The 22,437-nt window shown below is 65.2% G+C and carries 20 protein-coding genes; 2 read left to right on the plus strand and 18 right to left on the minus strand.

Going from position 1 to position 22,437, the window contains the following annotated elements; translation table 11 throughout:
* Positions 1-42: 42 nt before the first annotated feature.
* Genes pyrF through pyrR form a run of 7 tightly spaced genes read right to left on the minus strand, consistent with a single transcriptional unit; the run spans position 43 to position 9,034 of the window.
* Entirely contained in the window at positions 43-912 is an 870-nt protein-coding gene (pyrF, locus tag F8G81_RS13615) for an orotidine-5'-phosphate decarboxylase (protein WP_267275260.1), read from the minus strand.
* A complete protein-coding gene (carB, locus tag F8G81_RS13620) occupies positions 905-4,264 on the minus strand; it encodes a carbamoyl-phosphate synthase large subunit (RefSeq protein WP_267275261.1) in 3,360 nt (1,119 codons plus the stop codon). Before carB ends, pyrF begins: the two co-directional genes overlap by 8 nt.
* On the minus strand, positions 4,264-5,553 hold the full coding sequence (gene carA, locus F8G81_RS13625; RefSeq protein WP_416377053.1) for a glutamine-hydrolyzing carbamoyl-phosphate synthase small subunit: 1,290 nt from the start codon (positions 5,551-5,553) through the stop codon (positions 4,264-4,266). Before carA ends, carB begins: the two co-directional genes overlap by 1 nt.
* A gap of 4 nt (positions 5,554-5,557) precedes the next feature.
* Positions 5,558-6,076, minus strand: a complete 519-nt coding sequence (locus tag F8G81_RS13630) for a hypothetical protein (protein WP_267275262.1) — start codon at positions 6,074-6,076, stop codon at positions 5,558-5,560.
* A complete protein-coding gene (locus tag F8G81_RS13635; RefSeq protein WP_267275263.1) occupies positions 6,076-7,437 on the minus strand; it encodes a dihydroorotase in 1,362 nt (453 codons plus the stop codon). Before F8G81_RS13635 ends, F8G81_RS13630 begins: the two co-directional genes overlap by 1 nt.
* On the minus strand, positions 7,437-8,450 hold the full coding sequence (locus tag F8G81_RS13640; protein WP_267275264.1) for an aspartate carbamoyltransferase catalytic subunit: 1,014 nt from the start codon (positions 8,448-8,450) through the stop codon (positions 7,437-7,439). The genes F8G81_RS13635 and F8G81_RS13640 overlap by 1 nt, the downstream gene beginning before the upstream one ends.
* On the minus strand, positions 8,447-9,034 hold the full coding sequence (gene pyrR / locus F8G81_RS13645) for a bifunctional pyr operon transcriptional regulator/uracil phosphoribosyltransferase PyrR (RefSeq protein ID WP_267275265.1): 588 nt from the start codon (positions 9,032-9,034) through the stop codon (positions 8,447-8,449). Before pyrR ends, F8G81_RS13640 begins: the two co-directional genes overlap by 4 nt.
* A gap of 179 nt (positions 9,035-9,213) precedes the next feature.
* On the opposite strand from pyrR, the gene F8G81_RS13650 reads away from it, so the two are divergent.
* Positions 9,214-10,506: a PrsW family intramembrane metalloprotease gene (locus F8G81_RS13650; protein ID WP_267275266.1), complete on the plus strand. Its 1,293-nt coding sequence runs from the start codon at positions 9,214-9,216 to the stop codon at positions 10,504-10,506.
* Positions 10,507-10,525: 19 nt separating this feature from the next.
* On the opposite strand, the gene F8G81_RS13655 is transcribed toward F8G81_RS13650, so the two are convergent.
* Positions 10,526-10,966: a protein-tyrosine phosphatase family protein gene (locus F8G81_RS13655; RefSeq protein WP_267275267.1), complete on the minus strand. Its 441-nt coding sequence runs from the start codon at positions 10,964-10,966 to the stop codon at positions 10,526-10,528.
* 99 nt (positions 10,967-11,065) lie between these two features.
* Between F8G81_RS13655 and F8G81_RS13660 the strand changes: the two genes are divergently transcribed.
* Positions 11,066-11,860, plus strand: a complete 795-nt coding sequence (locus tag F8G81_RS13660; RefSeq protein ID WP_267275268.1) for an SDR family oxidoreductase — start codon at positions 11,066-11,068, stop codon at positions 11,858-11,860.
* A 90-nt stretch (positions 11,861-11,950) separates the two neighbouring features.
* Here the strand turns inward: F8G81_RS13660 and nusB are convergent, their stop codons facing one another.
* The 10 genes from nusB to alaS form a co-directional block, all read right to left on the minus strand.
* On the minus strand, positions 11,951-12,361 hold the full coding sequence (gene nusB / locus F8G81_RS13665) for a transcription antitermination factor NusB (protein ID WP_267275269.1): 411 nt from the start codon (positions 12,359-12,361) through the stop codon (positions 11,951-11,953).
* The gene (efp, locus tag F8G81_RS13670; protein ID WP_267275270.1) at positions 12,361-12,924 is read right to left on the minus strand and encodes an elongation factor P; all 564 of its coding nucleotides are present in this window, start codon (positions 12,922-12,924) and stop codon (positions 12,361-12,363) included. The genes nusB and efp overlap by 1 nt, the downstream gene beginning before the upstream one ends.
* 156 nt (positions 12,925-13,080) lie before the next feature.
* A complete protein-coding gene (locus F8G81_RS13675; protein ID WP_267275271.1) occupies positions 13,081-13,599 on the minus strand; it encodes a tetratricopeptide repeat protein in 519 nt (172 codons plus the stop codon).
* The gene (gene aroB / locus F8G81_RS13680; RefSeq protein WP_267275272.1) at positions 13,599-14,690 is read right to left on the minus strand and encodes a 3-dehydroquinate synthase; all 1,092 of its coding nucleotides are present in this window, start codon (positions 14,688-14,690) and stop codon (positions 13,599-13,601) included. Before aroB ends, F8G81_RS13675 begins: the two co-directional genes overlap by 1 nt.
* A complete protein-coding gene (locus F8G81_RS13685; RefSeq protein ID WP_267279218.1) occupies positions 14,687-15,196 on the minus strand; it encodes a shikimate kinase in 510 nt (169 codons plus the stop codon). Before F8G81_RS13685 ends, aroB begins: the two co-directional genes overlap by 4 nt.
* A gap of 59 nt (positions 15,197-15,255) precedes the next feature.
* Positions 15,256-16,455: a chorismate synthase gene (aroC, locus tag F8G81_RS13690; RefSeq protein ID WP_267275273.1), complete on the minus strand. Its 1,200-nt coding sequence runs from the start codon at positions 16,453-16,455 to the stop codon at positions 15,256-15,258.
* Positions 16,456-16,481: 26 nt separating this feature from the next.
* Positions 16,482-17,363 carry a shikimate dehydrogenase gene (locus tag F8G81_RS13695; protein WP_267275274.1) on the minus strand — a complete coding sequence of 294 codons (882 nt, stop codon included), beginning with the start codon at positions 17,361-17,363 and terminating at the stop codon, positions 16,482-16,484.
* On the minus strand, positions 17,360-19,129 hold the full coding sequence (gene mltG, locus F8G81_RS13700; protein WP_267275275.1) for an endolytic transglycosylase MltG: 1,770 nt from the start codon (positions 19,127-19,129) through the stop codon (positions 17,360-17,362). The genes F8G81_RS13695 and mltG overlap by 4 nt, the downstream gene beginning before the upstream one ends.
* Entirely contained in the window at positions 19,126-19,725 is a 600-nt protein-coding gene (gene ruvX / locus F8G81_RS13705; protein ID WP_267275276.1) for a Holliday junction resolvase RuvX, read from the minus strand. Before ruvX ends, mltG begins: the two co-directional genes overlap by 4 nt.
* 8 nt (positions 19,726-19,733) lie before the next feature.
* Positions 19,734-22,412, minus strand: a complete 2,679-nt coding sequence (alaS, locus tag F8G81_RS13710) for an alanine--tRNA ligase (protein WP_267275277.1) — start codon at positions 22,410-22,412, stop codon at positions 19,734-19,736.
* Between the last annotated feature and the right edge of the window lie 25 nt (positions 22,413-22,437).

Here is a 22,437-nt window from a genome sequence, read left to right on the forward strand (position 1 = left end):
CTTTGGTGCCCCCTGAATCAATGCGTCCGCGCAAACGGGCACCTATTCTCCGCGCAGGCCGTCCAGGGTACGCAGTGACGCATCCCTGAGCCCCTGGATTTCCGGGCCGGCGGCCAGGATGTCACGGCTGGATGTCCCCAGAACCTGCGGGTACGCGGGGCCGAACGTCCTACGGAGGTCCGCGGGGGTGGCACCCTGGGCGCCAAGGCCAGGAGCAAGGATGGGGCCGCGGACAGCCTGCAGGTCCAGGCCGAGTTCGGCCAACGCGCTGCCCACGGTAGCCCCGACCACCAGGCCAACGGAGCCGAGGGAATCCGCATACCTGCGGTTTTCAGCCGCGGCTGACTCGGTGATCCGACGGGCCACCGAATCGCCGCCGCCGACGTGCTGCACCGAGGCGCCCTCCGGGTTGGAGGTCAGCGCCAGGACAAACACGCCCCGGCCGTGGTCGGCTGCCAGGTCCAGTGCAGGCCGGAGCGACTCGAATCCCAGATAAGGGCTCAAGGTGACCGAATCAGCGGCCAGGGACGAACCGTCCCGCAGCCAGGCATCCGCGTAGGCAGCCATGGTGGAGCCGATGTCGCCGCGCTTGGCGTCGGCGATGGTGAGGACACCCTCATCCCGGGCAACGGCCAGCACCTCCTCCAGCACGGCCATTCCGGCGGAACCGTGGCGCTCATAGAGCGCCACCTGCGGCTTGACCGCGGCAGCGAGGGAACTCACCGCCTCCAGGACCGTCAGCGAAAAGCGGCGCAGCCCGGCGGCGTCGTCGTTCAGCCCCCAGCCCTGCAGCAGCGCCGGATGCGGGTCAATGCCCACGCACAAGGGACCACGGACGGCCATGGCCGCCCCCAGCCGGGAGCCAAAGGACTCCCGGCCGGGGTTGGCAGCGGTAGATGCAGCCTCAGGCATTCTGGGCGACTGCGTTCTCCCGTGCCGCATTCTGCGCTGCGGCTTTCTCCAGCACTGCCTCCTGTGAGGCTTTCAGCGCTGCAGCGTGCTCCTGAAGGCTGGTCACGGACCATTCGTACGTGCGCATGGCCTCAATCGCCTGCACGGCGGCGTTGAACTCGGCCACCGTGGTGATGCAGGGGATGCCGATTGACGTGGCAGCGGCACGGAGTTCGTAACCGTCGCTGCGGGCTTCGCCGCCGGAGGGCGTGTTGAAGACCATGTCGATCTCACCGGCAATGACGAGGTCCGCGATGGTGCCCTCCCCCTCGGCGCTGCTGCCTTCGGCTACCTTGCGCACCGGGGTGGCCTGGATGCCGTTGCGGCGCAGGACGTCCGCGGTTCCGCCGGTGGACACGATCTCGAAGCCGAGGTCGGAGAGGCGCTTGACGCCCATGATGACCGAACGCTTGTCCCTGTTGGCGACGGAGACGAAGATCTTGCCTTCGGTGGGCAGCGCGTTGTTGGCGGCTGCCTGGCTCTTGGCGAAGGCGGTATCGAAGTGCTTGTCGATTCCCATCACTTCACCGGTGGAGCGCATCTCCGGGCCGAGCAGCGAGTCCACCACCTTGCCCTCGGGCGTACGGAAGCGGCTGAACGGCAGCACGGCTTCCTTGACGGACACCGGAGCGTCCAGCGGCAGGGTGGAACCGTCGCCGGTCTCCGGCAGCATCTTGTAGGCGCTACGGAGCTGGCCGATGGTGACGCCGGTGCCGATCAGGGCTGCGGCCTTGGCCATCTGGACACCGGTGGCCTTGGACACGAACGGCACGGTCCGGGAAGCACGCGGGTTGGCTTCCAGGACGTAAAGGACGTCCGAGGCGAGGGCGAACTGGATGTTGATCAGGCCGCGAACTCCCACGCCCTCGGCGATGGCCCGGGTTGCGGTCCGGACCCGTTCCAGCACGTTGCTGCCCAGCGTGATGGGAGGCAGGACGCAGGCGGAGTCACCGGAGTGGATGCCGGCTTCCTCGATGTGCTCCATGATGCCGCCCAAGTACATGTCGGTGCCGTCAAAGAGCGCGTCGACGTCGATTTCGACGGCGTCCTCCAGGAAGCGGTCGATCAGCACCGGGTGGTCCGGCGTGATCTCCGTGGCGTTGGCGATGTAGCGGGAGAGGTTGGGCTCGTCGTAGACGATCTCCATGCCACGGCCGCCCAGCACGTAGGAAGGGCGGACCAGGACAGGGTAGCCAATCTCGTCGGCGATCTTCTTGGCGTCCTCGAAGGACACGGCGGTGCCGTTCTTCGGGGAGACCAGGCCGGCCTTGTCCAGGACCCGCGAGAACGCGCCGCGGTGTTCGGCAAGGTCGATCGCTTCCGGAGAGGTGCCCAGGATGGGGACACCGGCGTCTGCCAGCTGCTGCGCCAGCTTCAGCGGAGTCTGGCCGCCGAGCTGCACGAACACGCCCATCACGCCGCCGGTGCGTTCCTCGGCCGCGATGACCTCCAGGACGTCCTCAAGCGTCAGCGGCTCGAAGTACAGGCGGGTGGAAACGTCGTAGTCGGTGGACACCGTCTCCGGGTTGCAGTTGACCATCACGGTCTCGTAGCCGGCCTTGCGCAGCGCCATGGAGGCGTGGACGCAGGAGTAATCGAACTCGATACCCTGACCGATGCGGTTGGGCCCCGAGCCCAAAATCAGGATGGACGGCTTGGAGTGCAGCGCCACCTCGTCCTCCTCGTCATAGGACGAGTAGTGGTACGGGGTGTAGGCGGCGAACTCGGCGGCGCAGGTGTCCACTGTCTTGTACACCGGGCGGATGCCCAGGGCCTGGCGCACTCCGCGGACCACGGCTTCGGAGTTGTGCGTCAGGGTGCCAATCTGTTCATCGGAGAAGCCGTGGCGCTTGGCGCGCTGGAGCATCTCCACGGTCAGGGCACCGGACTGGCGGATCTCGCGGGAGATCTCGTTCAGCAGCTGCAGCTGGTCCAGGAACCAGGGGTCGATCTTGGTGGCCTCGTAGAGGTCCTCGACCGTGGCGCCGCCCAGCAGGGCCCGCTGCACCTGGTGCAGACGCTCCGTGGTGGGGCGCTTGGCCTTTTCGATGAGCTCCGGCACTTCCCATTCGGGGACGGAGCTGAAGTCCAGCTGCGATCCCTTCTGCTCCAGGGAGCGGAGCGCCTTCTGCAGTGCCTCGGTGAAGTTGCGGCCCATGGCCATGGCCTCGCCCACCGACTTCATGGTGGTGGTGAGCGTGTTGTCCGCGGCCGGGAACTTCTCGAAGGCGAACCGTGGAACCTTGACGACGACGTAGTCCAGGGTGGGCTCAAACGAGGCAGGCGTCTTCTGCGTGATGTCGTTGGGGATCTCGTCCAGGGTGTAGCCGAGGGAGAGCTTGGTGGCGATCTTGGCAATCGCAAACCCCGTAGCCTTCGATGCCAGCGCCGAGGAGCGGGACACACGGGGGTTCATCTCGATGACCACCACGCGGCCGGTGTCCGGTTCGATGGCGAACTGGATGTTGCAGCCGCCGGTGTCAACGCCCACTTCGCGGATTACGGCGATGGAGATATCACGCAGCCGCTGGTATTCGCGGTCGGTGAGGGTCAGTGCGGGCGCCACCGTGATGGAGTCGCCGGTGTGGACGCCTACGGGATCAAAGTTCTCGATGGAGCAGACGACAACCACGTTGTCGTTCTTGTCCCGCATCATCTCGAGCTCGTATTCCTTCCAGCCCAGGATGCTCTCTTCGAGCAGCACCTCGGACGTGGGGCTGTACTGCAGGCCCTGGCCCACGATGCGGCGGAGGTCATCCTCGGTGTACGCCAGCCCGGATCCGAGCCCGCCCATGGTGAAGGACGGGCGGACCACCATGGGGTAGCCGAGGTCCTCGGCGGCCTTGAGGGCCTCGTCCATGGTGTGGATGATGTGGCTGCGGGCGGATTCGGCGCCGCAGCGCTCCACCACGCCCTTGAACTTCTCGCGGTCCTCGCCCAGTTCGATGGCGGCAATGTTGGCGCCGATCAGCTCCACGTTGTACTTCTCCAGCACACCGTTCTTGTCCAGGGCGATGGCGGTGTTCAACGCGGTCTGTCCGCCCAATGTGGGCAGGATGGCGTCCGGGCGCTCCTTGGCGATGATCTTCTCCACCACCTCGGGGGTGATGGGTTCGATGTAGGTGGCATCGGCGAACTCGGGGTCGGTCATGATGGTGGCCGGGTTGGAGTTCACCAGGATGACCCGCAGTCCCTCCTCCTTGAGGACACGAAGTGCCTGGGTGCCTGAGTAGTCGAATTCAGCGGCCTGGCCGATGACGATCGGGCCGGAACCGATGACCAGGACGCTCTTAAGGTCAGTTCTCTTGGGCATTACTTCTTGTCCTCAGTCTTGTTGTCGTTTTTGTGTTCCGCGCCAGCGGGGTGGGCGGAGTCAACCGGGTCCTTGGAGAGGTTGGCGGTCCTGCCATCCCGCGTTCCCTCCATGAGGTCGATGAAGCGGTCGAACAGGTAGGCGGCGTCGTGCGGCCCCGCTGCAGCTTCCGGGTGGTACTGGACGGAAAAAGCGGGAATGTCCAGGCAGGCCAGGCCCTCAACAACGTCGTCGTTCAGGCTGATGTGGCTGACCTCAACACGGCCGTAGCGCTCCTCGGGAGCCTGCGTGGCGCCGTCGAGCGGTGCGTCCACGGCGAAGCCGTGGTTCTGGGAGGTGATCTCCACCTTGCCCGTGCGGCGGTCCATGACCGGCTGGTTGATGCCACGGTGGCCGTAACGCAGCTTGTAGGTGCCAAAGCCCAGGGCGCGGCCCAGGATCTGGTTGCCGAAGCAGATGCCAAAGTAGGGCAGCTTCTCATCCAGTACCGAACGCAGCAGCTTTACCTGGGCATCCGCGGTGGCGGGGTCGCCCGGGCCGTTGGACATAAAGAAGCCGTCCGGGTTGACGGCCTTGACGTCCTCGAGCGTTGCAGTGGCGGGGAGCACGTGGACCCGGACGCCGCGTTCCGCGAAGCGGATGGGGGTCATGGCCTTGATGCCGAGGTCGATCGCGGCGATGCTGAACCGCGGTTCGCCTTCCCAGCCGTGGTCCTGCGGCTCTACAACGTAGGCCTGGTCCACACTGACTTCCTCGGCCAGCCGTGCGCCCTCCATGGGTGCACTGGCCAGGACGGCGTCAACGAGGTCCTTGTCGGTGGCCTGGGCTGCGTCGCCGGAGAAGATGCCGGCGCGCATCGTTTTGTGCTCTCGCAGGTGGCGGGTGATGGCCCGGGTGTCCACACCTTGGATGCCCACAATGCCCTGCTCGATGAGTTCGGAGTCAAGGGACCGCTCGGAGCGCCAGTTGGAAGGGCGCCGGGCGGCGTCACGGACGATGTAGCCTGCCACCCAGATGCGGCGGGACTCGGCGTCCTCGCTGTTGACGCCGGTATTGCCGATGTGCGGAGCCGTCTGGACCACAAGCTGGCGGGCGTAGGAGGGATCGGTAATGGTCTCCTGGTAGCCGGTCATTCCCGTGGCGAAGACGGCTTCACCCAAGGCGGTTCCGGTTGCCCCGTAGCTGCTGCCGCGGAAGATGCGGCCATCTTCCAGCACGAGCGCGGCGGGGGTGGAAATGGCTGCCTGATGTGCAGGCACCGGGTTCGCTGTCACTTCTGTTTTCGTCACTGTCTTACTTTCCACTGTGGGGATCTGCCTGGGGGGCTGCGGAGATCAATTGCTGAAGGGATTCAAAAAGGGTGTCTTTGTCGGCGGCGTGGCGGGTCCGGAAACCGGTGTCGAGCTCGTGCGCGCCCAGCCTCCAGCTGACCACCAGGAGCCCGTCCTTTTCGACGAACTTGCCGGCCATGCCGCTGTCCTGCCGGACGGACCTCAGGTCAGCCGCCGGGATGAAGACGTCGGGGGCACCGGACCGGTCGAAGAAGACACCGAAGGGATAGACGCTGAGTACGGCGTTGGTCCTGATTCCAAGGCCATGCACGGCAATCCGGTCCAGCCAGTCACCGGCGGTGGTGGAGGCGACGTACTGGCCCTCCGCGCTGGTGAGGGCAGGCCCGGGGGCGGCAGGCAGGGCGGGCAACGGTTCGACGTCGGCCTGCCGCCTGAGCCGGTTGCGCCAACCGATCCAGATGAGGACAAACACGACGGCGATGATGGCCAGCATGGCCAGGCCGGGGAGGATTTTGTCCATCAGGCGCCTATCCCGCCGGGGGCGGTGACAGCGGGGGTTGTGGCGGCCGGTTCCCGGTAGGGGGTGTTGAGTTTGCCGTCCAGGACGGTGGGGTGGCCTTTATAGAAGGTGGCAACCACCTTGCCCGGAAGCTCCCTTCCGGCGAAGGGTGAGTTACGGCCCATCGTTGCCATCTTGGAGGGGTCAACGGTCCAGCGCGCGGCGGGATCCACAAGGATGACGTTGGCGGGCTCACCGGCTTCCAACGGACGGCCCTGGTCGGTCAGGCGGCCGATTTGCGCAGCAGCGGTGGAGGTGACCCGGGCAAAGTCGGCCCACGTCATCATCCCGGTTTCGATCATGGTGTGCTGGACCACGGACAGTGCCGTCTCCAGGCCTGTCATGCCCATGGCGGCCTGCGCCCACTCGCATTCCTTGTGCTCGCTGGGGTGCGGGGCGTGGTCGGTGCCCACAACGTCGATGGTGCCGTCCGCCAGCCCGGCCCGGAGTGCCTGCACATCCGCGTCTGTGCGCAGCGGCGGGTTGACTTTGTAAACAGGATCGTAGCTCCGCACCAGGTCGTCGGTGAGCAGGAGGTGGTGCGGTGTCACTTCGGCGGTGACGTTGATGCCCCGCTCCTTGGCCCAGCGGACTATCTCCACCGAGCCTGCGGTGGAGACGTGGCAGACATGCAGGCGGGAGTCCACGTGCTGGGTCAACAGGACGTCGCGGGCAATAATGCTTTCCTCCGCCACCGCCGGCCAGCCCGTCAGTCCCAGCACGGCTGAAACTTCGCCCTCATTCATCTGGGCGCCGGCTGTGAGGCGGGGTTCCTGCGCATGCTGGGCCACGACGCCGTCGAACGCCTTGACGTATTCCAGGGCCCGGCGCATGAGCACGGGATCGTGGACGCAAATGCCGTCGTCCGAAAACATGCGGACCTGGGCGCGGGAATCGGCCATGGCGCCGAGTTCGGCAAGCTGCTCCCCTGCCAGGCCTACGGTCACGGCGCCCACCGGGCGTACATCCACCCAGCCTGCGGTGCGCCCTAGGGAGTGAACCTGCTCCACCACGCCGGCGGTGTCTGCCACCGGCATGCTGTTGGCCATGGCGTGGACGGCGGTAAATCCGCCGAGGGCAGCGGCCCTTGTGCCGGTCTCCACGGTTTCAGCGTCTTCACGGCCCGGCTCGCGCAAGTGCGTGTGCACATCCACCATGCCGGGCAGGGCCACCAGGCCGGACGCCTCGATGACCGTGGCTCCGTCAGCCGACAGGTCAGTCCCGCGCTCAGCGATCAGGCCGTCGCGGATGAGCAGGTCCTCAGCGCCGGCGCCCAGGATCGCGGCGCCGCGAATCAGGTAGGTTCCGTTGTTCTCGGCCATCAGTTGCTCTCCTTAGTGGACTGGGCAATCCCAGTGTTTACGGCTGGTTCGCGGGTATCCCCGGAGAGCAGCAGGTACAGGGCGGCCATCCGGACGGAGACGCCGTTGCGGACCTGTGCAAGCACGGTGGACCGGGGCGAGTCGGCGGCGGCAGCGGAAATTTCCAGGCCCCGGTTCATGGGACCGGGGTGCATGATGATGGTGTCCTTCATTCCCAGGCTGTCCAGCGCCAGGAGCCGGTTGTCATCAAAGCCCCAGCGGCGTGAATATTCACGCGTGGAGGGAAAGAAGGAAGCGTTCATCCGCTCACCCTGGACGCGCAGCATCATCACGGCGTCCACGCCCTGCTCCAGGGTTTCGTCCAGGTTGTAGCTCACCTTGCAGGGCCACTTGTCGACGCCGATGGGCAGCAGGGTGGGCGGGGCGACGAGCGTAACGTCAGCGCCCAGGGTGCGCAGCAGCCAGACGTTGGAGCGCGCCACCCGCGAGTGCAGGACGTCGCCGGCGATGGCCACGCGCATCCCTTTAAGGTCGGCGCCGATGGATCCGTTTCCGGACAGTTTCGCCCAGTGCCGGCGCATCGTGAAGGCGTCCAACAGTGCCTGGGTGGGGTGCTCGTGGGTGCCGTCGCCGGCATTGATGACGGCGGCGTCGATCCAGTCCGTGGCGGCGAGCCGGTGCGGCGCACCGGAAGCCCAGTGGCGGATCACGACGGCGTCGGCGCCCATCGCCGAAAGGGTCTGGGCCGTGTCCTTGAGGGATTCCCCCTTGGAGACAGAGGAGCCCTTCGCCGCAAAGTTGATGACGTCGGCGGACAGCCTTTTCGCTGCGGCCTCAAAGGAGATCCGGGTCCTCGTTGAATCCTCGAAGAAGAGGTTGACGACGGTCCGTCCGCGCAGGGCCGGAAGCTTTTTGACTTCCCGCTCCCCCACTGCCGCCATTTCTTCTGCGGTATCCAGAATACGGACGGCGTTGGCAAGGCTGAGGTCTTCGGTGGAGAGCAGGTGCTTCACGCGCCGCCCTCAATAACTACTTCGTTGACGGCGGAACCGTCTCCGTTCGTGTCGGTTTCTTCGAGGCGCACACGGACCTTTTCGGCAGAGGAGGTGGGCAGGTTCTTCCCCACGTGGTCCGCCCGGATGGGCAGTTCACGGTGTCCGCGGTCGATCAGGACGGCAAGCCGGACGATCCGGGGGCGGCCCAGGTCGATGATGGCGTCAAGGGCAGCGCGGATGGTGCGGCCTGAGTACAGGACGTCATCGATGAGCACCACAACCTTGTTATCAATTCCCGTCCGCGGCAGCTGCGTGGGGTACGGCGGCCGGGTGGGCTGGTGGGAGAGGTCATCGCGGAACATGGTCACATCAAGCTGACCTACGATTGCGGCGGCGTCCACGGAGGGGTCTGTGGCGGCGATCTTTCGAGCCAGCCGGACGGCCAGCGGGTAGCCGCGGCGCGGAATGCCCAACAGGACCAGGTCCTTGGAGCCCTTGTTGGCCTCGAGGATCTCATGGGCGATACGAGTTAGTGCACGGTCTATATCGGCCTGGTTGAGGACAACCCTGGCTGGAACCGGTGCGTTGGTGACAGAAGTCAACGCTCGTCTCCCCTTTCCCCGCCTCACAGGACGGAATTAAAAAAGGAACATTTGCCTTCCAAAATTACCACACCGCCTGATCCGTTCCTTCCCGAAGCGGGGCGTTTATGGTCACACCCGGGCCTTCCGCCCGTGCGCGTTGCTTTGGTTACCGAATGCAGGAACCATAGGCTTTCTTCATGTCGATGCACCCCTTTCCGCCCGCCGACGGACAACCCAGCCGGCCCCCAGGCCCGCAGGGCCCACTCCCCGGCCAGGCCAACCCCACCTGGATGGGCCACGTGGATCCGCAGTACTACCGGCCGGCACCCGGAAATGCAGCCGGACCAGTCAATGCCGGCCAAGGTCATCCCCTGGTGCCGCCGCAGATGCGCAGCGCCGCCGGGAGCACTATCGGCACACCGTCTCCGGGGTTGCTCGCCCTGACCATCGGCGGCGGTGTCCTGGCCTTCCTCAGCCTGTTCCTGGTGGTCCCGTTCCTGCTGGCGAATACGGGAACTGGTGGGTTCCTGGTGGGATTCGTTGCCTCGTTGGTCCCCCTCTCGGCGGTGTTGCTCGCTGTCTATGTCATTGACCGCTGGGAACCGGAGCCCAAGCGTCTCCTACTCTTTGCCTTTACCTGGGGAGCAGCAGTGTCCATCGCCGTCACGCTCCTGGTCCAGCCGTTTTTTGCGCTGGCCTTCCAGTTCGCCGACGAGGCGGATTTCCGGACGTACATGGCCACCATTCAGGCACCGGTGGTGGAGGAGTTCGCCAAGTCGCTGGGGCTGCTGCTGCTCCTGCTGATGGCGCGAAAGCACTTCGACGGGCCCGTGGACGGTGTTGTTTTCGCCTTCACCATTGCCGGCGGCTTCGCTTTCACGGAAAACATCCTCTATTTCGGCCGGGCCATTGCCGAGTCCGCGAGTCCTGCCTCGGATCTGGCCCAGATCTTCCTGCTCCGCGGCGTGATGTCCCCGTTCGCGCACGCGATCTTCACGGGAACCACCGGCCTGATTATGGGGTTTGCCGCCCGCCGCTGGCACTCGGGCGCTTCGGTGGCGGCTTTTTTCATTGGGCTGCTGCCAGCCATGTTCCTGCACAACCGGTGGAACAGCATGGGTCAGGGCTTCCTGGTGGAGTACATTCTGGTCCAGGTGCCGATCTTTGTCCTGGCCATCATCGGCATCATCCTGCTGCGCGTTGCCGAAAACCGGCTCACCCGGCAGAGGCTGCTGGAATACGCCGCGGCCGGCTGGTTCACTCCGTCAGAGGTTGCCATGCTTGCCACTCCAGGCGGCCGCCGGAGCGCCCTGAACTGGGCGGGCAGCTACAACCGGAGGCCGCAAATGAAGGCCTTCGTCAAGGCGGCCACGCAGCTCGCCTTCACCCGGCAGCGGATCCTCAGCGGCCGGGACGTCCAGCTGCACCAGGCCGAGGAACGGCAGCAGCTCCACAACATCCTCGCGCTGCGGGCAGCGGTCGCCGGCTGATACCCGCCGCCCCACCGGCTCAGGCGTTACCCTGGCCGAAGCGGGCGACGTACTTCCGCTGCCAGGGCGTTTCGGCCGCACGGGGATCGTAACGGGCACGCACATACGCTACGGCCTCTGCCGGTGGAACGCCGTCCAGCACAGCGATACACGCCAACGCTGTCCCGGTGCGTCCCCGACCGCCCCAGCAGGCGACTTCCACGCGGAGCTCGGCTGCGTTCCGCCAGGCTTCCTCCAACAGCTTTCTGGCTTCAGCTTTGTCGGCGGGCAGCCTGAAGTCAGGCCAGCGGAGCCACCGCGACGTCCACGGAACCATCGGGGGCTCGTGGCCCGCGAGATACAGGCCGTGCTGCGGCTGCGGCCCGTCCGGCTGCGGCTGCCGCAGCGCCCTGCCCCGCACCGTTCGCCCGCTGGGCAGGACCACGACGCCGGGACTCCCCGGATCCCACGTTTCTGACACCATTCCATGCTAGATGGGCCCGTGGTAGAACGGCCCCAAGGACATGACGGCCGCCGCGGCAACCACCCCGCACCGTCCCTGGGGAAACGGAGTCCAGCTATGGATGAGGTGCTAGTGACAGGAGGCTCGGGCCATCTGGGGACCGACGTCGTCCGGCTGCTTCTGGAGCGGGGCGACCGGGTACGTGTTTTGTCGCGGACACCGCGCGCAGGGGCCGATGTGAGAACCGTCGAAGGCGATCTCGCTACGGGCCGGGGAATCCGGGAGGCGGTATCCGGGGTCCGCGCGATAGTTCATGCCGCGACACTTTCCCCGGCTGCCCGGAGAGGCCATTTCCTCCCGGTGGACTTTGTGACCAGCCCTCCGGACGTGGACGTGCACGGAACCCGACAGCTCCTGGACGAAGCGCAGCGCGCCGGAGTGGAGCACTTCCTGCATGTGTCAATAGTGGGAGTCCAACAGTCCAAGGTTCCCTATCTCCGGCGGAAGGCGGAGGCGGAGAACATCGTCCGGAGCGCCGCGGTTCCGTGGACGATTGTCCCGGCCACGCCTTTCTATTGGCTATTGGCCAGGTTCCATGACCACATGAGGAAGCAGCGCCTCTGGATTGCTCCCTCGAACCTGCGCATGCAGCCGGGCGACTCAGCCGAATTTGCTCCCTACGTCGTCGAATCTCTGGGGACGGGGCCAGCGGGTGACCGTCCGTGTTTTGCCGGGCCCGAGGTGTTGTCCCAGGCGGACATCGCCCGGCAATACCAGGCGGCCCGGGACGTCCACCACAGAATCCTGGAGTTTCCGCTGCCTGGTTTTGCCATCGGGGCCGGCGGTCCGCAAACCTGCACCGACGGGCGGCTGGGAACAACCACCTGGGCCCAGTGGCTCGCGAAACACTAAGGCGTGGAAAACCCAAAAAACCCCGGCCAGGGTGACCCGGCAGGGGCTTTGGGTGCTTCGTTTGTGAGGCTCGGCAGGTTAGGTAGGAGCTTAGGCGAGCAGCGACGGTTTCAGCTGCTGCAGGCGCCCCAGGAGCCCGTTGATGAACGACGGCGATTCATCAGTTGAGAGCGTCTTGGCCAGTGCCACGGCCTCGCTGACGGCGACGCCGTCGGGAACGTCGTCGTTGTACAGCAGTTCCCAGGTGCCGATCCGCAGGATGATACGGTCCACCGAAGGCATCCGGTCCAGTGTCCAGCCCTGCGAATACGTCTCGAGGAATTCGTCAATGGCGGTCTGCTGCGAGATCACGCCTTCGACGATCTCCAGCGTGTACGGGTTCACGATCTGGTCGGTCTTCTCCCGCCGGGCCCTCAGTACATCAAAGGCAGAAACGGAGCGCTGCTCAGCTTCAAAGAGAACATCCAGTGCCCTGTTACGGGCCTTTCCGCGTGCGCTCACTACTCGCTGACCCGGCCGAGGTAGCTGCCGTCGCGGGTGTCGACCTTGACCTTGGTGTTGTTCTCAACGAACAGGGGTACCTGGATCTCGTAGCCGGTTTCGAGGGTGGCCGGCTTGGTGCCGGCGGAGGAGCGGTCGCCCTGAAGGCCCGGCTCGGTGTACGTGATTTCGAGGACAACGCTGGGAGGGAGTTCGATGTACAGCGGGGTGCCCTCGTGGATGGCGATGTTGACCATCTGGTTTTCGAGCATGAAGTTCGTGGCGTCGCCCACGGTGGCACCAGAGACGGTGATCTGGTCGTAGTCGGAGGTGTCCATGAACACGAAGTCCGAACCGTCCTGGTACAGGTACTGGTAGTCCCGGCGGTCCACGGTGGCGGTCTCGATCTTGAGGCCGGCGTTGAACGTCTTGTCCACAACCTTGCCGGACATCACGTTCCGCATCTTGGTCCGTACAAACGCACCGCCCTTGCCAGGCTTGACGTGCTGGAATTCGATGATGTTCCAGAGCTGGCCCTCAAGCTTGAGGACCGTTCCGTTCTTGATGTCGTTAGTGGTTGCCACTGGTTTCCTCTGGTTTCTATCTGTCTGGTCACTGTGTCAGACGTTCTATGCCGGCCAGGCATGCCAAACGGCCTGCCAGCGCGTGTTTATCAAAAATCCAAAAACCATTCTACCGGTAAGACGGCAGGGCTTCTGTCGGTCCCGATGCAAAGGCTGTCAGCAGGCGAGGTCCAGGACCTCGCGGGCGCGCTGCAGGGCCACCGTGGACGAGTAGATCTGCGCGGCGTCCGCGGATTCAGCAACCCGCAGATCCAGCGCCCGGGCAAAAGATTCAACGGCCGCGGATGTTTGCCCGGCGGTGTACTGGGTCTTTCCGAGGAACTGGAGCACCAGCGCTTCACGGGGCGTTCCCTGAACTTCGGCGAGCAGCTGCCGGAACAGTTCCACTGCCCTGTCCGGGCGGTTGGAGACCCGCAGCACCTCCGCTTCAAAGGCACGCAGCCGGAACGACTCGGGGTCTTTGAAGCGTGCCTCGGCCAGCAGTTCGGCGGCCTCCGGTGCATGGCCCTCCACCAGCAGGACAAAGATATGGTCCGCGGGGTCGGCAGAGGCGGCGAGGGCCTCGCGGCATACGTCGTCGTTAACGATCTGGGGAAGCAGCGTCTGCGGGTTGATCCGGATTCCCGGGAAGCCTGCCTCAGGCCAGTCTGTGGTTCCCTCCAAGGCGCCCTGCATCAGGAAGCGATCTCCTGGTAGGCCGCGAAAAGCAGCGAGGTGTCCGGCACGTCCAGGATGCCCGGCTTGGCAATGCCGTCCAGGACAACGAACCGGAGCAGGTCCCCGCGGGACTTCTTATCCCGGCGCATTCCGTCCAGCAGCCCCTGCCAGCGGTCCCGCCGGTAGGTGACGGGCAGGCCCAGGGTCTCCAGGATGCTGCGGTGCCTGTCGGCGTCTGTGTCGGTGAGCCTGCCCACACTGCGGGCAAGCTCGGCCGCGAACATCATCCCCACCGAGACTGCGGCACCGTGGCGCCAGGAGTAGCGCTCCACCAGTTCGATGGCGTGGCCCAGCGTGTGGCCGTAGTTCAGGATTTCCCGAAGTCCCGATTCCTTGAGGTCCTCGGAAACAACTTTTGCCTTAACGGCGATGGCCCGCTCAATAAGCTCCCGCAGCACGGCGGACTGTGGATCAACCACTGCCTCCGGATCCTTTTCGACGAGGTCCAGAATGGTTGGATCGGCGATGAAGCCGCATTTAACCACTTCGGCCATTCCGGAAATCAGTTCGTTGCGCGGCAGCGTGTTCAGGGTGTCAAGGTCCACCAGCACTGCGGCGGGCGGGTGGAAGGACCCCACCAGGTTCTTTCCCTCGGCGGTGTTGATGCCGGTCTTGCCGCCCACGGAGGCATCCACCATGCCCAGCAGGCTGGTGGGCATGTGGATTACTTTGACCCCGCGCAGCCAAGTGGCGGCCACAAAGCCGGCAAGGTCCGTCACTGCGCCGCCGCCCACGGCCACAATGGCGTCGGACCGGGTGAAGTCATTCTGGCCCAGGACCTGCCAGCAGAACGCGGCCACCTGGATGTGCTTGCCTTCTTCGGCGTCGGGAATTTCCGCGGTCAGGGAGGTAAAGCCCGCGGCGGCGAGCTCGTCCCTGACGGTGTCGCCGGTGAGCCGCAGGGCCCTGGGGTGGATGACCAGCACCCGTCGGACGCGCTCCCCCAGCAAGGCCGGAAGGCTCCCCAGGAGGCCGCGGCCCACTACGACGTCGTAGTTCTGGCTGGCGGACTCGCCGGTAACGCTGATGACTGTTGATTCGACGCTCAATTTTCAACTTCCTGTTTGGCAGCTGCGAATACCCGCAGCGCAGCTTCGAGCCGGCGTCCCAGTTCGGCAACCGAGCCGTGGCGGACGTCCAGGACCAGATTGGCCAGGCGTTCGTAGACGGGCTTTCTGGTGGCGAACAATGCCGTCCAGCGGGCCATGGCATCGCCGGCAAGCAGCGGACGGCCTGAATTGCGGGCGATCCGGCCTGCCACTGTGTCGGCATCACATTCGAGATAGACCACGGTGCAGCGGCCCAGCAGTTGCTGCGTTCCCGAGTCCAGCACGGCACCGCCACCCAGCGAAATCACCGCTGCCGAACCGGCTGCGTCCTCCACCACGCTTGCCACTGTCCGCGCCTCGATCTCCCGGAACGCGTGCTCTCCCCGGCCGGCAAAGATGTCAGCTATGGAGCCATGGTTTCCCACAATGACTGCATCGGTGTCCACGAAGGGGACCCCGAGTTGCTGGGCAAGCTGGTGGCCGATGGCTGACTTGCCCACGGCCATGGGGCCGATAAGCACTATGGGCCGGTTCCCAACGGAACCGGTTTTGCTGCCGGAGGGCACTACTGGCCGATCGAGTCCAGGGATGCCGGAATGTTGTCCAGATAGCCCTTGATGTTACGTGCAGTCTCCGCGACTGAATCGCCGCCGAACTTTTCGGTGATGGCTTCCGCCAGCACCAGCGCCACCATGGCTTCAGCGACGACGCCTGCTGCCGGCACGGCACAAACGTCCGAACGCTGGTGGTGGGCCTTGGCGGCCTCCCCCGTGGTGACATCGATGGTTTTCAGTGCCCGCGGAACGGTGGCAATCGGCTTCATGGCCGCCCGGACGCGGAGCACATCACCAATGCTCATGCCGCCTTCGATCCCGCCTGCGCGGTTGCTGGTGCGGATGATCCTGCCGTCGGCGTCCTTGACGATCTCGTCGTGCGCTGCGGATCCACGGCGCGCAGCGGTACGGAAGCCGTCGCCAACTTCCACACCCTTGATGGCCTGGATGCCCATGAGTGCAGCGGCCAGCCGGGAGTCGAGCCTGCGGTCCCAGTGCACGTAGCTTCCAAGTCCCGGCGGAAGTCCGTAGGCAAGGACCTCGACAACGCCGCCAAGGGTCTCGCCTTCCTTATGTGCCGCATCAACTTCAGCCACCATGGCGTTGGATGTGTCGCGGTCAAAGCAACGCAACGGGTCCGCGTCCAGGGCAATCACGTTAGCCGGGACGGGCAGCGGACGGCCTTCCGGCACGGTGACACTGGCGATCGAGACAGTGTGGCTGACCAGTTCGATGCCCAGGTGCTTGAGGAACTGCGCAGCCACCGTGCCCATGGCCACGCGGGTGGCCGTTTCACGGGCGCTGGCGCGTTCAAGCACCGGCCGGGCTTCGGAGAAGCCGTACTTCTGCATCCCGGTGAAGTCTGCATGTCCGGGGCGGGGACGTGTCAGCGGGGCGTTGCGTGCCTGGTCCGCCAGGACCTCGGCATCAACGGGATCCGGGGACATGATCTGCTCCCATTTGGGCCATTCGGTGTTGCCAACCTGGATGGCCACCGGGCCGCCCTGGGTGAGGCCATGCCGGACGCCGCCAAGGATGGTCACCACGTCCTGCTCAAATTTCATCCGCGCTCCGCGGCCGTAGCCAAGGCGGCGGCGGGCCAGAGAATCGGCGATCTGCCCGCTGGTGAGTTCCACACCGGCGGGGACGCCTTCAATAATTCCCATCAGGGCCGGGCCATGGGATTCACCGGCAGTCAACCAACGCAACATAATTTCCATCCTGCCACGTATGGCGGTCAGTACTCCCGCCGGGGAAGCCCGACTGAGTCACACATCACATCTATGACAGCTGCGTTAACTTCGTCCCCGCGACGGGAAAAAAGCCGCACCTGCTCCACAGCCTGGTACAGCAGCATCTCCAGACCGGGGACCACGGAACCGCCGCCGGACTGCCAGGCATCGGCGATCCTGCTGGGCCAGGGATCGTAGGCCACGTCCAGCAGCACGCCGGTCCCGGTGCCGACGGAGGCCGGTCCCTTCGCCAGTTCATCGGCGAGTTCATCGGCCAGCCCGTCTGCCGCATGGGGCGGCAATGTCGAAATCACGACGTCGGCACCCGCCATAGCGCTGGCCGCTTCCGTCAGCGGCCGGACGTCGATGGCCAGGCCCACTCCTGCCGCGGCCGCACGGGCCTCCGTGGCCCTCGCCGTGTCGCGCACAAACACCTGCACCCGGTCTGTGCCAAGGTCCTTGAGTGCCGCCACGGCAGACGCGGCCGTTCCGCCCCCGCCCAGGACAACAGCAGCCGGCGAGGCGGCAACCCCCGCATTACGGACGGCGTTCACGATTCCGGCGACGTCGGTGTTGTAACCAATTCTCCTGACCATGGTGCCGTTATCCTCGAAGGCAACAGTATTGACCACGCCAAGGATGCGGGCCACACCACGGACTTCGTCCACCTCGGGAACCATAGCGGTTTTGAGCGGCATCGTGACGGAAAGTCCCCGCCAGCCCGACTGGCCACGGACATCGTGCATAAGCGCCGGCAAATCGGCCTCGGTGACATCGATGGCCGTGTAGCTGATGTCGATCCCCAGCTTGGCGTACGCAGCCATATGCAGGGCGGGCGACTTCGAATGGCTGATGGGATGACCCAGGACGGCGGCCCTCAGGCTCATGCGCAACGGCCTACGTTCGCTTCGCACCATTTGTTGTACTGGTCAACATACACGTTGTGCTCGGCCAGGGTCTTGGAGAATTTGGTCTCCTTGGTGTCCAGGTTGATGGTCACCCAGTACAGATACTCGTTGGCTTTGGGCTTGGCGGCTGCATCTATGGCCGTTTTGCCGGGTGAGCCAATGGGACCTGGCGGAAGGCCGGGGTTGGCATACGTGTTGTAGGGGTTGCCCTTGTCCTGGCGCTCTGCGTCAGTGAAGTTGAAGCTCCTGGTGCCAAGCCCATACGTGACCGCGGAATCCACCTGCAGGAAGCCGCCGGTCTGGTCGTTGGGTTTCAGCCGGTTGTAGATCGCGCCCGCAACGTCTCCGTAGTCGGCCTGCCCGCCTTCCGCCTGCACAATGCTCGCCACGATGACGGCCTCGTACTGTTTCGCGGGATCAGTGATGCCCTGGGAGACCAGCTCATCGGTCGTGGCTTTGACCAGCGACTGGAGGATGTCCTTCGCCGGTGTGCCCAACGGGAAACGGTACTCTCCCGGTGCCAGGAAACCCTCAAGGTTCTTGGCGGCGGGCGGAAGGCCGAACTCTGCGGGGGTATCGCTGAGCGCCTTCAATTGGTCCACCGGCACTCCGGAACCCTCAGAAATAGCCTGCAGGGATTCCCCGATGCGCAGGCCCGCGCTCAGGGCAAAGTAGATCACCTTGCCCTTGTCCTTACCGGCCAGGACATTAACGGCGTCGGAATTCTTCATCTCCATCCGGAATGTGTAGTCACCGGGTGCCAGCGTGGCACCGGAAGCTGTGAAAGCCTGCAGGAAGGTGTCCGCGTTGGCAACCACCTTCTGGCTTTCGAGGTTAGTGGCCAGCGCCCGCGGGCCCTGGCCGGGCTCCACGGTCACCTGGACTGCCCCCGTACCGGGTCCGGGATAATCGGTTGCCTTGTCTGTTCCGAGCAGTGGCTTGAGGAACTGCGCACCGACTGCGACGGCAACAACAAACACTGCAAGGGTCAAAAACAGGGCAAGGAACCGGCGCCGCCGGCGGACCTTCTTGGAGGGACCGGCCACTACGGAGACAGCTGTTGCGCCGCCGAGGACGCCCTCATGGTGGTGTCCGTCGTGGTGTTCATCGTGGTGCTGGTCCTCGAGGTAGTCCGCGGAATGATAGGCGTCATGATGCTGCCCGTCCGCGTGGTGCGTGCCCTCCGGCTCGTAATAATGCCCATACGCCTCATCGTGGAGTCCATCGGCCCCCACATGACCGGCATCGCCATGGACGGTATGAGGTGCTTCCGCGGGATGGAGCTCAGGATGGACGGTCTCATGGTGGACGGCCGCGTGGACGGGAACAGGGTGGACGGCGGTATGGAGCGCCTCATCTGCTGCGGCGTCGTCATACGCCCTTCCCACCGCGTAGGCAGGTTCCACTTCCTGGATGGAGGGCGGTGTATCCGGTGCCGCGGGGATGGGCGAACTGGCGGGAGCTGCAGGAGCGGCCTGTGCCCCAGGCTCTGGCCAGGGCTGAATCACCGGCTCCGCGGGAATCTCAGTAACGGGCCTTGCCATTGGCTCGATGACGGGTTCAGGTACCTCTGCCGCTGTTGCTGCAGGAAAATCTTCGCCGGTTTCGTAGGCCTGTTCCGGGACCACACTGTTGCCTTCCGTGTGCAGGGACTTTTCCCGCGCCCGGATCTCTTTACGGGTCAGCGGCCTGGCCGCACCGCTGCTGGTGTTACCGGAGGAGTCGTCAATGTTGGCCGGGCTCACTGTAGCCTTCCGTTTTCTGAAGATCGTGTCTTGTCCTCCGGGGCGGCTTCTGCAATCAGATCTGCCTTAACCGACCCGGAGTGCCCCGGACGGACAGGCGCACTCACGCGGCTGCCAACATCCGTTCCCCTGGCTTTTTGCATGTCGATGGCGTGCTGGAGTATTCCTGCCGCCGCAACCTGATCCACTACTTTACGGTGATTTCGGCTGCTCATGCCAGCTTCGTGAAGGTTCCGGTGGGCTGAGACGCTGCTCAGACGCTCGTCCACGAGGTTGACAGGCACGTCCAGGCCACGGTTTTCGAGCTCAGCGGCGACCAGCTGCGCGTACTCTGTTGCCATCCTCGCGGAGGCGTGTTCCTCCCCCTTCATGGTGCGGGGAAGGCCCACAATGACCTGGACAGCGCCGAGTTCCTCAACCAGGGATGCGATGATCCGGATGTCAGAGTTCTTCTTCGGATTGCGGTCCAGGGTTTTATAAGGCGTTGCCAGGATCGAGTCCCGGTCGCAGATGGCCACCCCCACACGGACGGTGCCGACGTCCACCCCCAGTTTGGTGCCCTGGGGGTAGTCGCCGGATGCAGCAGGATTGGTCACGGGATGCTTTATCGCCGGGAGATGGCATCCACGACGGCGGCAAGCGCCGGTGTGATTTTGCCGGCGTCGGTCCCGCCGCCCTGTGCAACATCGTCTTTGCCACCGCCGCCGCCGCCCAGGATGCCGGCAGCGAGCCGGACCAGGGCTCCGGCCTTGACGCCCGCGTCCCGGGCAGCTTCGTTGGTGGCCACCAGGATCATGGGCCGGTCGTTGCTGACCCCTGCCACAGCCACGGTTGACGGGGCGGAACCGAGGCGGTTCCGCAGGTCCAGCGCAAGGCCGCGGAGGTCATCCGCGCCGCTGACCTGGCCTGCGTCGTGGGCAATAACGCTGACGCCGGCCGCGTCCTTCGCGGTTCCGGCCAGCTGCCCGGCGGCTGCCGCCAGCTGTTCCTTCCGGAGGCGTTCAAGTTCCTTCTCAGCCGACTTCAGCTTCGCCAGGGTGACGGCGATCCTGTCCGCCAGCTGGCCGGACGGCACCTTGAGCATTTCCGTCAGTTCGGTCACCAGGGCGCGTTCAGCAGCCAGGTGGCGGAACGCGTCCATGCCCACGAACGCCTCAACACGGCGGTTGCCTGAGCCCACGGACTGTTCGCCCAGGAGCGAAAGGCTTCCAATCTGGGACGTACTGGGCACGTGCGTGCCGCCGCACAGTTCACGGGACCACGCGCCGTCGATCTCCACCACCCGGACTTCGCTGCCGTAGTTCTCACCGAACAGCGCCATGGCGCCGAGGGCTTTGGCTTCAGCCAGCCCCATCACCTTGGTTTCGACGCGGTGGTTGTTGCGGATGGCCAGGTTGGAGACTTCCTCGATCTCGGACCTGGTGGCAGGGCTGAGCCCTTCGCCCCAGGCGAAGTCGAAGCGGAGGTAGCCGGCCTTGTTGTAGGAACCGCGCTGGGTAGCTTCGGGGCCGAGGATCTGGTGCAGCGCCGCATGGACGATGTGGGTACCGGTGTGCGCCTGCTCGGCGGCGTGGCGCCGTTCCCGGTCCACCGCTGCCCGCACCAGGGCGTCGGAGCCGATCTCGCCTTCGCGGACAATTGCCTTGTGGACGCTGAGTCCCTTCAGCGGGCGCTGGACGTCCAGGACCTCGACGACGAACCCGTCGCCGGTGATCAGGCCCGTGTCGGCTGCCTGGCCGCCGGCTTCGGCATAAAACGGCGTCTCTGCCAGGACAAGCTCAATCTCGTCACCGGTGGACGCCTGGCCCACCTTCTGGCCTCCGCTGAGGATGCCGCGGACGCGGGACTCGCCGTCAAGGTCGGTGTAACCGGTGAAGACGGTCTCGCCCTGCGCCAGGAGTTCCTGGAAGGCGCTGAGATCCGCGTGGCCGCCCTTCTTTCCCTTGGCGTCCGCCTGGGCGCGCCGGCGCTGTTCAAGCATGAGCCTGCGGAATTCAGGTTCGTCCACCTTCAGCCCGGCTTCCTCAGCCATTTCCAGGGTGAGGTCGATCGGGAAGCCGTAAGTGTCGTGGAGCGCGAACGCGTCGGCACCGGAGAGCGGACGTCCGGCAGCCTTGGATTCGGTGACTGCATCTTCAAGCCGGGCGGTGCCTGAGGCGATGGTGCGAAGGAAGGCACGTTCTTCAGCATAGGCAATGCGGCTGATGCGGTCGAAGTCCGTCTCCACGATCGGGTAGACGCCCTTCATGGCGTCGCGGGATTCCGGCAGCAGGTCAGGCAGGCAGGCCTTTTCGACGCCGAGCAGGCGCATGGAGCGGACGGCACGCCGGATGAGGCGGCGCAGGACGTACCCGCGGCCTTCATTGGAGGGCGTCACGCCGTCGGCGATCAGCATCAGCGCTGAGCGGATGTGGTCCCCGACCACCCGCATGCGGACGTCGTCCGTGTGGTGCGGATCATCAGGCGTTTCCGCCGAGGTGTATTCACGGCCGGAGAGTTCAGCAGCTTTGTCGATGACCGGACGGACCTGGTCGGTCTCGTACATGTTTTCGACACCCTGGAGGATCATGGCGAGCCGCTCCATGCCGAGCCCGGTGTCGATGTTCTTCTTCGGCAGCTCACCCACTATGTCGAAGTCGTCCTTGGAACGGACGTTGTCGATCTGGTACTGCATAAACACCAGGTTCCAGATTTCCACGTACCGGTTCTCGTCGGCGAGGGGGCCGCCTTCCACGCCGTAGGCCGGGCCGCGGTCGTAGTAGATCTCGGAGCAGGGCCCTGCCGGTCCGGGCTGGCCGGTGTGCCAGTAGTTGTCCGCCTTGCCCATCCGCTGGATCCGGTCAGCGGGGACGCCGGTGTTCTTCAGCCACAGGTCTTTGGCTTCGTCGTCCTCTTCGTAGACGGTCACCCAGAGGAGTTCGGGCGGAAGGCCGTAGCCGCCGTCGTCCACGCTGGTGGTGAGCAGTTCCCAGGCGAACCTGATGGCGTCTTCCTTGAAGTAGTCGCCAAAGGAGAAGTTGCCGCACATTTGGAAGAACGTGCCGTGGCGGGCGGTCTTGCCCACCTCTTCGATGTCACCGGTGCGGATGCACTTCTGCACGCTGGTGGCGCGGGAGTAGGGTGCTTCTTCGCGCGCAGTCAGATAGGGAATGAAGGGAACCATGCCGGCAACGGTGAACAGCAGGGACGGGTCGCTGGACACCAGGGACGCGGAGGGAACCGCGGTGTGGCCTTTGCTGACAAAAAAGTCCACCCAGCGCTTTGTGATCTCCTGCGACTTCATGAGTTGATTACATACCCTTCTTGGT

Origin of the sequence: Arthrobacter sp. CDRTa11 (assembly GCF_026427775.1) — a bacterium.
Classification (GTDB): Bacteria; Actinomycetota; Actinomycetes; order Actinomycetales; family Micrococcaceae; genus Arthrobacter.

Coding starts and splice junctions, on each gene's coding strand:
- aroC (WP_267275273.1), bottom strand. CDS start 16,455: ATGTTGCGTTGGTTGACTGCCGGTGAATCCCATGGCCCGGCCCTGATG.
- carB (WP_267275261.1), bottom strand. CDS start 4,264: ATGCCCAAGAGAACTGACCTTAAGAGCGTCCTGGTCATCGGTTCCGGC.
- F8G81_RS13675 (WP_267275271.1), bottom strand. CDS start 13,599: ATGCAGGGCGCCTTGGAGGGAACCACAGACTGGCCTGAGGCAGGCTTC.
- alaS (WP_267275277.1), bottom strand. CDS start 22,412: ATGAAGTCGCAGGAGATCACAAAGCGCTGGGTGGACTTTTTTGTCAGC.
- F8G81_RS13685 (WP_267279218.1), bottom strand. CDS start 15,196: ATGGCCGTGGGCAAGTCAGCCATCGGCCACCAGCTTGCCCAGCAACTC.
- F8G81_RS13695 (WP_267275274.1), bottom strand. CDS start 17,363: ATGAGCCTGAGGGCCGCCGTCCTGGGTCATCCCATCAGCCATTCGAAG.
- F8G81_RS13650 (WP_267275266.1), top strand. CDS start 9,214: ATGTCGATGCACCCCTTTCCGCCCGCCGACGGACAACCCAGCCGGCCC.
- F8G81_RS13635 (WP_267275263.1), bottom strand. CDS start 7,437: ATGGCCGAGAACAACGGAACCTACCTGATTCGCGGCGCCGCGATCCTG.
- F8G81_RS13630 (WP_267275262.1), bottom strand. CDS start 6,076: ATGGACAAAATCCTCCCCGGCCTGGCCATGCTGGCCATCATCGCCGTC.
- pyrF (WP_267275260.1), bottom strand. CDS start 912: ATGCCTGAGGCTGCATCTACCGCTGCCAACCCCGGCCGGGAGTCCTTT.
- F8G81_RS13660 (WP_267275268.1), top strand. CDS start 11,066: ATGGATGAGGTGCTAGTGACAGGAGGCTCGGGCCATCTGGGGACCGAC.